Below are 13,225 nucleotides of genomic sequence, written 5' to 3' on the forward strand. Positions count from 1 at the left end.
GCTCCTACAGTCGTTCCGGTCATTTGCCCAATTTTGTACCCAGCCTTCGTCCCTGTGGGAGCGTCAGGTGCCTGGGTTGTTCGAGGCGTCAACCTCTTGGCGTGACAGTTCGATCATCTTGCTGTTGCGCGCCGCTGCCAGGTCGAAAAGCTTGATCATTAACGTTGCGTCGTCGACATCCACCGTCTCCTCGGACGTCTCCGCCTCATCGAGTGCGCGGAATTCTTCAGGGTATTTTTCCTTGAGGTAGTCGACCCAGTAATCACGCTGGATCAAGTCTTCAAAGAAACTGTCGGACTGTTCCGCGCTGATCACCTCGATCCGGGCTTCTGCCAATTGTCGGGGCGTTACGCCCGAGGCATAGGTCATGTGTTTCGGTTGCCCCGGCAGTTCCAGACCGTCGCTCCAGCCCTCCGTCAGGCCGATTCGATAACCCAGGCGCACTTCCGCTTCATCCCGACCGTTGCGCGCAGCGGCTTTCGTTGCCAGGTCGTCGACCTTGTCCAGGCGGAAAAGCTGCCGCGACAGTTTCAACAGCGCCTCACCCCTTACGGCCAGACGCCCTGCGGGTATTTCGAGCAAGATGTTGTGGGTGAAGACTTTGCTTTCCAATCCGCTGAAGGTGAGGATTCGACCGTCAACGCAGGTGCCATGCGTGTTGGCGCTGGCGAACAGAATTTCCCTGAGTTCGCTATTGCTGGCGGCGGCGTCCAGCACCGTCCACACCCGACGCGTCAGGTCGGCATTCGCCACCCGAAACTCCTGCGTGTCCTGCAATCGCGAGAGCAAATGAAAGAACGCCGCGTTGTCCGGCTCGGCCGCCAGTTGCCTCCAGGTCTGCGTTTTGCCCGCCAGTTCCTGGGGAGCCGCGTTGGCTAACCAAGGTGCACTTTGCTGGAAATCGGGCGGTACCTCGGGCAGGGTTTCATCGGATTCGACGCTTTCACTTTCACCGTCACCCTCGCCGCTGGCATCGGCCAGCATTTCGTCCAGATCAGTGCGCGACAGTCCCATCACCGTTTCGCGTGCCCCTGCCTCGCGGTAATCCCTGAGCTGCTCAAGACTCTCAAGCTCCAGACTGTAGTTTTCGCTCAGGTCTGTACCGGCAATCAGCGCCTCGTGGCTGCCATCCAGAATCTCGGAAGGCATTGCGGTGAGGTAGTTACCGCTCAGGTTCAGTGTGCCGAGATGATTCGCGTCCAGCACGCCTTGCGGCCAATCGGTCAAATTGTTGTTGCGCAGGTCGAGCGTCTCCAGTCGCACAAACACCTCGACATCAAATTCGTCCAGCCCGTTGTAGCCCAGATCCAGCCATTTCAGGTGCTCCAGTCGGTTCAACGAAGCGTACAAGTGCTCGGTATCATTCAATCGATTGGCGGAGAGTTCCAGCCGTTCGAGGTTGACCATGGACTGGATGGGCTCCGGTAGCGCTCGCAGCTCATTGCCGTTGAGCTTCAACGATTTCACTTCGGTGAACGCCTTGAGAAAACCGTCGGAGCCCTGCGCGGTGAGCCTTACCCCGGTCAGGTCCAGCGTGTCCACGTGAGCGAACACTGCCGGCAGCTCGGGGAAATCGCCCAATTGCAGACCGTTGAGATTCAACACCTCGCCCATCGCACCTGCCGCGCCCGTCAAACGTTCGCGCCAGCATTCGAGGATTCGCATCGCACCCAGTCGGCGACTCTCCGACGATACTGCCCAACCTGCGCCGTGAGTTTCCCGGGTAAACAGCCAACCATTCAATCGGCGCGTCAGGTCTTCAAAAGTCTGATCCCATTCCCCTAGCCGCTCGATGATTTGAACCTCGGTTGCACCGCGGTTGCGCATCTGCTCGATGGCTTGCAGCGCTTCATCATCGGCGAGTGCCGGATTCAGTCGTTGCAGGCGTGTGGCAAAATGCGCGTTGCCCTCGCCCACAGGCACTGGCGGCAACGGCAGCAATTGCCGGGCGATGGAAAGGCCACTTTCTGTCGGCGGGAAGGTCGCCGGCACTTCCTCCAGATCGAACCTTTCCAGCGTGCCCGCCGGCAGGACTTTGGCAATTTCGATGCGTTGCCGAGCCATTTCCAGCGCCTGCATGGCTTGCGCGGTCAACGGTATACCGGTCAGCTGGCTCTTGAGCAGCACGTCATCCACAAGGTCGGCCGGTAGCGAGTATATCTGGCTGCCACGCACATCCAGCCAGGCCAGATGCGGCAGATTTTGCGTTCCCGTCGGCCATTCATGCAGATTCGTGCCCCGCACATTCAAGACCTTCAGGCGAGTCATCCGGCTGATGTCCAGCGTGTTCAGCGGGTTGTCGCTCAAGTCCAGGGATTCAACCCCGCGCAGGCCATCGAGTGCTTGCTGCACCTCGGGATCGACGACCAGTCGGTTGCCGGAGAGATCGAGACGGGTCAACTTCGCAAGATCGCCCGGCGCAATCGGGACTTCGGTCAAACCATTAGCGCTCAGGTCGAGAGTGTGCAGTTCGCTAAACCCTCGAACAAAACCACGGAACTGTTCGGCCGGCGCTTGCACCCCTCTCAAGTACAGGGTTTGGACATGATCGAAGGCACCGGCAGGCAGTTGCGGAAACTCAGTGAATTGCACTTTCGGCAGATCAAGCGTGGAGGCATCGACCGGCGCGCCGTAGCGCTTGAGCACACCGTTACGCCAACACGTCCTGATAAAAGCCGCCGCCCAGGACCGCCCCATCACTTCCTTCAAATCCATTTTCTGCTGCATCGCACGACCGGCCCAGTCGTTCAACTGCCCGTCCAGCACGCGGAACTGCTCGCTCAAGGCATCGACAGCGTCGAACCTGGCCTGCGCACCCTGCCATTGCTCGAGAAAATGGTTGAACAGGCCCAAGGAAGGCTCATCCATGCCATCAGCCAGACGTTTCAGCTCACTTTTGCAGTAGTCCCTGACCATCTCTTCCCGGTCAATAAGGTGTTGTGGGTGATTCTTGACGTACTCATAGGCCGGTTTGAAGTGTTCACGGCTGAATTTCGACCAGTCCAGCGACAATCCGGACCACAACCGTTCATGCCCCTCGAACAGACCGTCCGGCACCGTACTGATCCCGGTGCTTTTCAGGTCCAGTCGTTGAAGGTGCGGCAGTTCAAGCACACCGGTGGGCCATTGATCCAGCGAGGGTGCAAGGACCTTGAGTGCGCGCAGGTTGCGCATGCCGCTGACATCCAGTGCCAGCGGTGCATAACCCGAGGAAAACACACTGAGGTCTTCAAGTGTGGTCAACACACTCAACCTCGACGGCATGTCCACGGCGTAGGGCACCGCCGAAGACAGGCTCAGGCCGGTGAGGTCCGGCATTGAGCTCAATGCCGCGGGCACGTTACTGAACTCGTCGCTGGTTGAATTGATCCGCAGGCTTTTCAGCTTGGGGAAGGTGCCCAGCAGCGCATCAATGCTGGCGTCCGTGACACACCGCCCCCAGAGCAGCAAATCATTCACGTGTGAAAAATCCGCCGACAGAGGCGGAATCGGGTCGTCACACACCACTTCAAGTGAACGAAGCTGCGCCTGTTCCTCGGCCAGCGGTGCATTGCGCCAGGCTTGCTTGATGTTTCGCGCCGAGGCCGCCTTGCCCCCCAACATGGACTGCAAGGTCGTCTCCGAAACCGAGTCGCCCACCCATTGATCGAGCGTGGACTCAAGCTCCTGCCATTCACGCAGGCGCCTCTGCAAATGGCTGAAAATCTGTGCGTCGGTCTTTCCCTCTCGCAATTGCTTGAGGATGAAACCGTTGGCCTGCTGATCGGTGAGCAGCGGATAGACATCCCGTACGCGACTCACCAACGATAGATTGACCCCTTGGCCGCGTCCGCTGGCGTAGTAGCCCACGGTGCGCTCTGTCACCCGTACGGGCGGTTTGAACGTCGTGTTCCTGCCCGAGCGTTCCTCCAGTCGTTGCGCCAATTCGGCTCGATGCTTGATGGCCGAGTCGACAATGGCCCGCTGTAAATCGGCGCTTTGGCTGACGTGGGGAACACCCAGTGCCTGGCGCGCCTCATCAGGCAAGGCGTGTAGGATCGAGGCGAAAAAATTGTCGCCCATCGAGGGCACGCTATTGAGTGCCTCGCCATGTTCATCGAAGGCCTGGTAGGCCGGGCCCTTTTTGACCACATACTTGCGACTCGCAGCGGCCTCGCGGCCGATGCCATCGATCAGCGGGCCGTTGATGTGGCCGTCGCGAATCTCCAGGCGCACCTCGTCGGACCATCCCGGCAGTTTTTCCAGTGCGTGCAAGGCAAGCCATTGGCTGTCAGCCGAAACCATGCGTCCAAGGTGCAGACCGGCAAAGGCCTGACCCACACGCCCCTGCTGCGCATACCAACGGGCTTGTTCCAGCAGGTTCAACGGGACTCGTCGCGATGTTTTCAGGCGAGTGAGCTCCTCGGCACTGGCATCCAGCAGAATCCGTTGCGCTGCAGATTCGCCCAGGCCCGGACACGCTCGTTGCAACAGGGTGATGAATGGATCACTGGCTTCAACCTCGCCGACATCAACCGCAAACAGCCGCAAGGCGTCAGCCAACTCCGGTGGCGGCGGCAGATGATCCAGGTGCATTTTACGCAAGGCATTGTCATCGACACCGACGGCGTCCGCGATCTTGAGCAGTTGCTCGTCGCTCAACGCCTCGGTCACCGGCCCCATGCGCCGCAGCAGCGTCAAGCGGTCCCATTGGAGCGGGCGCTCAAGCGTATGTCGCCAGGCGCCATGCCCGTTGTGTTCGAGGATCGGCTGATAGGCGTTAGCGTCGGTCGGATGCTTGATGCGCCATTTTTTTTGCGGCTCATCGTAGGTGACTTCATAGACCTTGCCGCTCTGCCGGAGGTAGGTCTTGCGGTTTACCCGGTGCAGTCCCCGTGCGTCGGGGACTGCATTTCGACCCAGCGCAAGATCGCTTTCATACGCCCTCAGGTCCGGTTTCCATAAACGGCTTTTCCCATCTGCTCGCGTGACGTGATCGAGTTTCTCGATCACCGGCTCGGGTTTCAGCGTTGCCAGTTTGCCCAGCACTTTGCCCCCGCCGGCCATCACGCCGATCAGCGCCAGATTCTGCGCCACGTCGATCAGATGCGCCTTGGCGGCTTGGCGATCGCCCTCACTCCATTCGATCGCCCCCTCGAAGGATTCGTACAGCAACTGCCCGGCCATCACGGTGATCATGATCTCGCCCAGCACCGGGACGAACATCGACACCATGTTCAATCCCAGCATGCCGATTTCCAGCAGGTGATTAAGCTTTTCCGCGCGTACTTTCGCATCGACGTCAGCGGTGGGAACCGCATGACTGCGCGCGTCGGCGATGACCTTGGCGCGGTGCTGTTCGTAGAGATAGGTCCAGAGATCGCTGTTGGCGGACCAGATGCCATCAGCCCCTTTGCGAGTGACAGCGAACGGATTGAGATAAGGGTCTTCGACCGGCTCGCGCGTGGCCTGGGGCTCGGGCGGCAGCTCTTTGATACGGGCGATGGTCGAAATCGGCGGCACTAACTGGGCGACTTTTACCCAAATGGATCGCCATGGATCAGAGGGCGAGTCCGCTGAGGGTCGGGTGAACTGGCTGAAATAATACGGACGGTCGGCGTAGGCCACGAACTGGCTGAAAAAACGCTGATGAGCTGTCGCGCGCCCCTGATCGGACGGCGATTCATCACCGGCGGTGAACTGGCGTTTGAACTCATCACGCCACTGCGAAGGGGTGTAGCGCTTGAGCGGGTGCTCCGGGTCGTGGGGGATGTAAACGATGAAATCATCGGTATAGCGGTATTGTTCACAGATGCTGAACACGACGCAGCCGGTCATTCTTCGTTTCATCAAACTCAAGTCGCGAAACCACACCGGCCTGTTACCCAGAACGGGGTGGATTTCACCGCCGACCACCGACTGGATCATGCTGTAGTCTTCGGGCTCGATATCCTTTTTCAACAGGGCCAGTTCGGCAGCGGCGCTCAGCGCTGTTTTCTGACTGTTCACGAATTGCTGGCGAAGCGTCGCCTCCCTCTGCGCCTCCGCCGGCTGGAAAAACCCTTTCACGTAGGTTTGATACTGGGCGCCGATATCCAGCGTGCGACAGAGTGACAAGAACTGCCTGACCGTCATCGCGACGGTGGCGACTTCAAACGTGCCGGGGGTCAAGGTTTCTACAACAAACCCGGATTTTTGATGAAAGGCGCCCTCCTCGCACTCGGACGCTTCAAAGTTATGCAGCGCAGCCTGCAACAACGACAGTTTCAGCACCTCGAACGAGGTGATTTCGATTTCAAAGACGCCCACTTCCAGCGGTCGCCTCAGGCACAACAGGGTTTTATTGACGTCCAGGTCGATCCCGAACTGCTCCTTCAAGGCTGTGCCGAGCAACGGGGCGGCGAATGTGTCGATGTCCTGGAGCGCTGACATCGTCTTGTCCAGCGCTGTCTGGGCGGTAAAACTGGCGTTGAACCTGTTGCTCAGTGCCTGCCGTTGCTCGATGGACGCGCCTTCATACCAGGCCGGCAGGTGCGCCCGGGAATCTTTTATCGCCGCACGTCTGGCCGGCGTGGCGTCAATCAGCCAGTCGGGGCTGACCTGTTCAAGGAACTCGCTATGCAGGCTGGTTTTTTCTCGGTGAATACGGGGCATGGTGTCGCTCCTGACAAATGGAACGACAGGACACCATTTGAAGAACGCGCCTCTGCGGTAGATAGTTATGGCGTGAATGCCGGTGTGTTACCAACGGCTTCGGCGGCACGAACGGCCGGATTGGCTATGCTCTTGGGACATTCTTTCAGGCGAGGAATTTATGGACGACCCAGTCGACAACAAACCGCCGACGTTCTGGCAGATGCTGCACAGCGTGATGGCGGCGGCCTTCGGGGTGCAAAGCGGGAAAAACCGCGCGCGTGATTTCACGCACGGCAAGCCGAGTCATTTCGTGATTCTGGGGATCCTGTTCACAGCGGTGTTCGCCCTGACACTGTTTGGCATCGTAAAACTGGTGCTGCTCCTGGCGGGCGTTTGAACCCGGCTCAGTGCATCAACGTTTGCAGGCTGAACGGGTAACGGTACGTCGTGGGCTTGCCCTTGGCCGAGAGCTTGTGGAAATCCACGCCGAAATTCTGCGCCGTGCCCATCGCCAACAATTGCCTGGCTTGCGCCCGATCAATCAATTGCAACAACGGGATCTGCCGGTCGCGACCACCATACTGGCTGACATCCACGCCCTGATCGTCATCATGCAACTGCACCAGCGCCCAGCCGCCGAGACTGAAGTGCCCGCCCAGCAATACGCTCAATCGATTGTCCAGCAACGCCTGCAACGCTGCCGGTGAATTGTTGATGGCACCGAACAGCGCGTCCTTCCCGGGTTTGCCGCCGGTTTCGGCATACGCCTGCATGGCGCCGAAGGCCATTTCGTCATTCGCCGACCAGACCAGCGCGGTCTGCGGGTAGCGCTTGAATAGCAATTTGGCCTGCTCGTAGGCCCGCTGATAGGTCCAGCCGCCATACACCAACTGACGCAACCGCACTTCAGGATGTTCGGCCAGGGCGCGCATCATGCCCTTCTCGCGCAACTGCGCGGCGGGGGTGATCTTCAAACCGGAAAAGGCCAGCAGGTCGATGAACTGACCGGGACCTACCGCGCCGTGCAGGCGAATCAGCTCCTTGAGCATCAGGTAGCCGCCCTCCTCATCGTTGGGCACCAGGCTACCCAGCCAATCGGGGTAGTTGTCCGGCTGCGAGCCGAGCAGGCTCATCTGGCTTGCGGTCAGGGCGTTATTGACCATGAACAGTTTCACCCCGCTGCCTCGGGACAGGCGGAGGATTTCGGGGGCGACGTACTGCTCGTTGACGAACACCAGATAGTCCGGGCGAACCGGCCCTTGCAGGGCTTCGCGCGCCTGCCTGAGGGTGATTTCGGCCACCCGGTCGGAATACTGGATGCGCAAATCCATGTCCAGGTCAGTGGCGGCGGCCTGCATGAATTGCGAGTAGCTGACCCAAAAAGCTTCCTTGGTGGTTCCCGGATTCAGGAACAACACTGACGCCGCTTGAGCGCACGGTCCCACGACCGTACCCAGCGTCAGCAGTACACCACACAGAAACTTCAACATTGATCGCCCGAGCCCTGAAAATTCGCCGCGCATTATAGCCAGCGAACTCCCGTCAAACGGCGTTTATTCCGGTTTTTGTCCAACAATCGTCAGGACAGGGCCCGGACGGGGTCGATTACTGATGACTGACCCAGAAGACTGCTGTGCCCACGACCAGGATGATCAGAAACAGAATCGCCCAGGCATCGACGGTGCTATCGGGTTTTGAAGCTTTGGTAGGGTTGCTCATTGCATCGCCTCTTGTCGGTTTTATCGGTGATTGCATAAAGACTCGACCACAGTAAAGACGACGATTGCCCGCACCACAAATGTGGGTTTTAGCCCAATGCATCTCATTAGTCGTTTTGGTTCTTTGCATATACTCAAACATCACTTTTGCGCATAACTGCAAACTGGTATCTTGCCCCGGCTCCGTTGGGAGTGCGCGGCCGTGCGCGCAGAATTGCCGAGGCAGTATCGAGACTTCAGCAAGCCAAAAACGCAGCTGGATCCGACCGGCCCAAGCCTGAGAACAGGACTTATATGTACGTATACGACGAGTACGATCAGCGGATCATCGAGGACCGCGTCAAGCAGTTCCGTGATCAGACCCGACGCTATCTGGCAGGCGAGCTGAGCGAAGAAGAATTCCGCCCCCTGCGCTTGCAAAACGGGCTTTATATCCAGCGTTTCGCGCCGATGTTGCGTGTGGCGGTGCCTTACGGCCAACTGACTTCGCGCCAGACGCGAATGATGGCCAAGATTGCCCGCGACTACGACAAGGGCTATGCCCACATCAGTACCCGGCAGAACGTGCAGTTCAACTGGCCAGCCCTGGAAGACATTCCGGACATCCTGGCTGAACTGGCCACCGTGCAGATGCACGCGATCCAGACCAGCGGCAACTGCCTGCGCAACGTCACCACCGACCAGTTCGCCGGTGTCGCTTTCGACGAGTTGATCGACCCGCGTCCGTGGTGCGAGATCGTCCGTCAGTGGACGACATTCCACCCGGAATTCGCCTACCTGCCGCGTAAATTCAAGATCGCCATCAACGGTTCGACCTCCGACCGTGCCGCCATCGAAGTCCATGACATCGGCCTTGAGCCGGTGCACAACGCCGCTGGCGAACTGGGTTTCCGTGTGCTGGTCGGTGGCGGCCTCGGTCGTACGCCGGTGGTGGGAGCATTCATCAATGAATTCCTGCCGTGGAAAGACCTGTTGAGCTACCTCGACGCCATCCTGCGGGTTTACAACCGCTATGGCCGTCGTGACAACAAGTACAAGGCGCGGATCAAGATCCTCGTCAAAGCCTTGACCCCGGAAGTCTTCGCACAGAAAGTCGACGCGGAAATGGAGCACCTTCGCGGTGGCCAGACCACGCTGACCGACGCCGAAGTGCATCGTGTCGCCAAACACTTCGTCGACCCGGACTACAAGGCCCTGGACAACCAGGCTGCCGAACTGGCCGAACTCGACAAGCAGCATCCGGGCTTCGCCCGCTGGCGCACCCGCAATACCCTGGCCCACAAGAAGCCGGGTTATGTCGCTGTAACCCTGTCCCTGAAGCCGACCGGTGTTGCACCGGGCGACATCACCGACAAGCAGCTCGATGCCGTTGCCGACCTGGCCGATCGTTACAGCTTCGGTCAGCTGCGCACCTCCCACGAGCAGAACATCATTCTGGCCGACGTTGAACAGAGTCAATTGTTCGCGATGTGGGGCGAGTTGCGCGAGCAAGGTTTCGCCACGCCGAACATTGGTCTGCTGACCGACATCATCTGCTGCCCGGGCGGCGACTTCTGCTCCCTGGCCAACGCCAAGTCGATCCCGATCGCCGAATCGATCCAGCGCCGTTTCGACGACCTGGACTACCTGTTCGACATCGGTGAACTGGACCTGAACATCTCCGGTTGCATGAACGCCTGTGGTCACCACCACGTCGGCCACATCGGCATTCTCGGCGTAGACAAGAAAGGCGAAGAGTTCTACCAGGTGTCCCTCGGTGGCAGCGGCAGCCGCGACGCCAGCCTGGGTAAAATCCTCGGCCCGTCCTTTGCCCAGGACGCCATGCCTGACGTGATCGAAAAGCTGATCGACGTGTACCTTGAACAACGTACCGAAGACGAGCGTTTCATCGACACCTATCAGCGTATTGGTATCGACCTCTTCAAGGAGCGCGTCTATGCAGCGAATAATTAAGAACAACGAAGTCGTCGACGAAACCTGGCACCTGCTGCCCAAGGATTTCAACATCGACGAGATCAGCAACTGCGACGACTACATCGTCCCGCTGCAACTGTGGCGCGAACACAGCCGCATGCTCAAGGCCCGCGATGGCGGCCTGGGCGTGTGGCTGGATGCCGATGAAGAAGCCGAAGAAATCGGTGAAGACGTGGATCAGTTCCAGGTGATCGCCTTGAACTTCCCGGCCTTCACCGATGGCCGCAACTACTCCAACGCCCGTTTGCTACGTGACCGTTATGGTTTCAAAGGCGAATTGCGGGCGATTGGCGATGTCCTGCGCGACCAGTTGTTCTACCTGCACCGCTGCGGTTTTGACGCGTTTGCAATCCGCGCCGATAAAGATCCGTACGAAGCCCTGGAAGGTCTCAAGGACTTCTCGGTGACCTATCAGGCCGCCACTGACGAACCGCTGCCGCTGTTCCGTCGCCGCTAAGTAACGCGTACAACAAAAAGCCCTGAATCGGAAATCCGCTTCAGGGCTTTTTTGTGTCCGGCATAAACGATTACGGGGCGATGCTTACCAGAAGCGTTGCTGGGTCAACCGGCTCCACCAGCTCAGCAGTACCCGATCCACCGAACCGCTGGCCGCCATGCCGATGCGTTCCTGCAGGCTTTTGCGTTCGGCGTAGTGCAAGTGATAGAGCTCGGACTGTTTGGCGCGTTCGGCCAAATATTCGTCGCTGGTCTTCAGTTCGTCCACCAGTTGCTTGTCCAGCGCCGCGATGCCCAGCCAGATTTCACCAGTGGCCACTTCATCGATGGCCAGTTGCGGGCGATAACGGGCCACGAAGTTCTTGAACAGTTGATGGGTGATGTCCAGGTCTTCCTGGAACTTCTCCCGGCCCTTCTCGGTGTTTTCGCCAAACACCGTCAGGGTGCGTTTGTATTCGCCGGCGGTCAGGACTTCGAAGTCGATGTCGTGCTTTTTCAGCAGGCGATTGACGTTGGGCAACTGCGCCACCACGCCGATCGATCCGAGAATCGCGAATGGCGCGCTGATGATCTTCTCGCCGATGCACGCCATCATGTAGCCACCGCTGGCCGCGACCTTGTCGATGCACACGGTCAACGGCACGCCCGCCTCACGGATACGCGCCAGTTGCGAGGACGCCAGGCCGTAGCTGTGGACCATGCCGCCGCCGCTTTCCAGGCGCAGCACCACTTCATCCTTGGGCGTGGCGAGGGTCAGCAGCGCGGTGATTTCATGGCGCAGGCTTTCAGTGGCCGAGGCCTTGATGTCGCCGTCGAAATCGAGCACGAACACCCGCGGTTTTGCCTCGGGTTTTTTCTTCTGTTTTTTCTCGGTTTTAGCCTGGGACTTGCGCAGGGCCTTGAGCTGGTCCTTGTCGAGCAGGGTTTGCTCCAGGCGCTCGCGCAGCCCTTTGTAGAAATCATTGAGCTTGCTGACTTGCAGTTGGCCGGCCGTCTTGCGTCGACCTTTGCTGCGCAAGGCCGCAAAACTGGCCAGGACCACCAGAATGGCGATCACCAGTGTCACGGTCTTGGCCAGAAAAACGGCGTATTCGGCAAAAAACTCCACAGGGACTCCTTCAATGCGATGCGCTGCATTAACGCGCGCGGGATTAGCACCAGCATACCCATGCGTCGGCCCGGCGGCCAGCCGTGAAACCTCTGGCAACAGGCCTGTAACGGGCATTTCAAACAAGCGTATGTTTTTTCATTGACAGCTCACCGCCATCCTCATAACCTCGCCGAACCTTCAACGTACCGGGATGACGCGGACGTGGGCAGTATCTATTTGATTCGACATGGCCAGGCCTCCTTTGGTGCAGACGACTATGACGTCCTGTCGCCGACCGGTATTCGCCAGGCAGAAGTACTCGGCCAACACCTGGCCGGGCTCGGCATCAGCTTCGATCGCTGCCTCTCGGGCGACCTGCGCCGGCAGCAGCATACGGCCAACAGTGCGCTGGAACAGTTCGCGGCCGTGGGCCTGCCGGTTCCGCCCCTGGAAATCGATTCCGCCTTCAATGAATTCGACGCCGACGCGGTGATCCGCGCGCTGCTCCCGGCCATGTTGGCGGACGAGCCCGAGGCGCTGGACATCCTGCGCAACGCCGCGCAAAACCGCGCCGAGTTCCAGCGCATCTTCGCCCTGATCATCGAACGCTGGCTCGCCGGCACTTTTGACACACCGGGCCTGGAAAGCTGGCTGGGGTTTGTCGAGCGCGTGCAGGCCGGTCTGCAGCGAATCCTCGAACAGGCCGACAATACCCAGAAAATCGCCGTGTTCACGTCCGGTGGCACCATCACTGCCCTGCTCCACCTCATTACCCAAATGCCTGCCCGCCAGGCGTTTGAACTGAACTGGCAAATCGTCAACACCTCGCTCAACCAACTGAAGTTCCGTGGTCGCGAGGTGGCGCTGGCTTCCTTCAACAGTCATGCCCATCTGCAACTGTTGAAGGCCCCGGAACTCATCACGTTTCGCTGAGTCCGGACTATTGTGACCCTGGCTGTAATCACCCAGCTCTAATTACCCAAGAAAGGATCGAACCATGACCTCCGTAGCTGATGCCGTACAAGCAATGAAAGCCAAGTTCAACCCAGCCGCTGCTGCCGGTCTGGACCTGGTCTTCGGTTTCCGCATCGACGACACCAAGAACTTCTCGCTGATCGTCAAGGACAGCACCTGCGAGCTGCAAGAAGGCGAAAACCCGGACGCCCAGGTGACCCTGGTGATGGACGGCGAAACCCTGCAAGGCATCGTTGACGGTTCGACCGACGGCATGCAAGCGTTCATGGGCGGCAAACTGCGCGCTGAAGGCGACATGATGCTGGCGATGAAACTGTCCGAGCTGTTCCCAAGCTAAGACGGCGGCTCCCTGCTTCGGGGAGCCTCTCTGGCTGCACACGAATCCCGCCCCTTGTGG

Annotated in this window: 8 protein-coding genes; 5 read left to right on the plus strand and 3 right to left on the minus strand. The window is 59.2% G+C overall.

What is annotated here, in order from left to right:
- Positions 1 to 63 precede the first annotated feature (63 nt).
- Positions 64 to 6,633 (minus strand): NEL-type E3 ubiquitin ligase domain-containing protein, encoded by a 6,570-nt coding sequence (locus tag ACIPL2_RS25220; protein WP_401360888.1) that lies wholly within the window; start codon positions 6,631 to 6,633, stop codon positions 64 to 66.
- A 160-nt stretch (positions 6,634 to 6,793) separates the two neighbouring features.
- Here ACIPL2_RS25220 and ACIPL2_RS25225 point away from each other — a divergent pair, with 160 nt between their 5' ends.
- Positions 6,794 to 7,012 (plus strand): DUF2970 domain-containing protein, encoded by a 219-nt coding sequence (locus tag ACIPL2_RS25225; protein ID WP_059405948.1) that lies wholly within the window; start codon positions 6,794 to 6,796, stop codon positions 7,010 to 7,012.
- A 7-nt stretch (positions 7,013 to 7,019) separates the two neighbouring features.
- On the opposite strand, the gene ACIPL2_RS25230 is transcribed toward ACIPL2_RS25225, so the two are convergent.
- Positions 7,020 to 8,105 (minus strand): ABC transporter substrate-binding protein, encoded by a 1,086-nt coding sequence (locus ACIPL2_RS25230; RefSeq protein WP_401360890.1) that lies wholly within the window; start codon positions 8,103 to 8,105, stop codon positions 7,020 to 7,022.
- A 522-nt stretch (positions 8,106 to 8,627) separates the two neighbouring features.
- Here ACIPL2_RS25230 and ACIPL2_RS25235 point away from each other — a divergent pair.
- Entirely contained in the window at positions 8,628 to 10,286 is a 1,659-nt protein-coding gene (locus tag ACIPL2_RS25235; protein ID WP_401360892.1) for a nitrite/sulfite reductase, read from the plus strand.
- Positions 10,270 to 10,764 carry a DUF934 domain-containing protein gene (locus tag ACIPL2_RS25240; RefSeq protein ID WP_007898212.1) on the plus strand — a complete coding sequence of 165 codons (495 nt, stop codon included), beginning with the start codon at positions 10,270 to 10,272 and terminating at the stop codon, positions 10,762 to 10,764. The genes ACIPL2_RS25235 and ACIPL2_RS25240 overlap by 17 nt, the downstream gene beginning before the upstream one ends.
- Positions 10,765 to 10,848: 84 nt before the next feature.
- On the opposite strand, the gene sohB is transcribed toward ACIPL2_RS25240, so the two are convergent.
- Positions 10,849 to 11,871 carry a protease SohB gene (sohB, locus tag ACIPL2_RS25245; RefSeq protein WP_401360894.1) on the minus strand — a complete coding sequence of 341 codons (1,023 nt, stop codon included), beginning with the start codon at positions 11,869 to 11,871 and terminating at the stop codon, positions 10,849 to 10,851.
- A 204-nt stretch (positions 11,872 to 12,075) separates the two neighbouring features.
- Here sohB and ACIPL2_RS25250 point away from each other — a divergent pair, with 204 nt between their 5' ends.
- Both ACIPL2_RS25250 and ACIPL2_RS25255 read left to right on the plus strand, forming a co-directional pair.
- The gene (locus tag ACIPL2_RS25250; RefSeq protein WP_401360896.1) at positions 12,076 to 12,786 is read left to right on the plus strand and encodes a histidine phosphatase family protein; all 711 of its coding nucleotides are present in this window, start codon (positions 12,076 to 12,078) and stop codon (positions 12,784 to 12,786) included.
- A gap of 64 nt (positions 12,787 to 12,850) precedes the next feature.
- Positions 12,851 to 13,165 (plus strand): SCP2 sterol-binding domain-containing protein, encoded by a 315-nt coding sequence (locus ACIPL2_RS25255; protein WP_007946492.1) that lies wholly within the window; start codon positions 12,851 to 12,853, stop codon positions 13,163 to 13,165.
- Positions 13,166 to 13,225 lie beyond the last annotated feature (60 nt).

This window comes from Pseudomonas sp. NPDC086251, assembly GCF_044746405.1.
Lineage (GTDB): Bacteria > Pseudomonadota > Gammaproteobacteria > Pseudomonadales > Pseudomonadaceae > Aquipseudomonas.

Excerpts from the sequence above, each read along its gene's own strand:
- ACIPL2_RS25220 (WP_401360888.1), bottom strand. The coding sequence starts at position 6,633 with ATGCCCCGTATTCACCGAGAAAAAACCAGCCTGCATAGCGAGTTCCTT.
- ACIPL2_RS25225 (WP_059405948.1), top strand. The coding sequence starts at position 6,794 with ATGGACGACCCAGTCGACAACAAACCGCCGACGTTCTGGCAGATGCTG.
- ACIPL2_RS25230 (WP_401360890.1), bottom strand. The coding sequence starts at position 8,105 with ATGTTGAAGTTTCTGTGTGGTGTACTGCTGACGCTGGGTACGGTCGTG.
- ACIPL2_RS25235 (WP_401360892.1), top strand. The coding sequence starts at position 8,628 with ATGTACGTATACGACGAGTACGATCAGCGGATCATCGAGGACCGCGTC.
- ACIPL2_RS25240 (WP_007898212.1), top strand. The coding sequence starts at position 10,270 with ATGCAGCGAATAATTAAGAACAACGAAGTCGTCGACGAAACCTGGCAC.
- ACIPL2_RS25255 (WP_007946492.1), top strand. The coding sequence starts at position 12,851 with ATGACCTCCGTAGCTGATGCCGTACAAGCAATGAAAGCCAAGTTCAAC.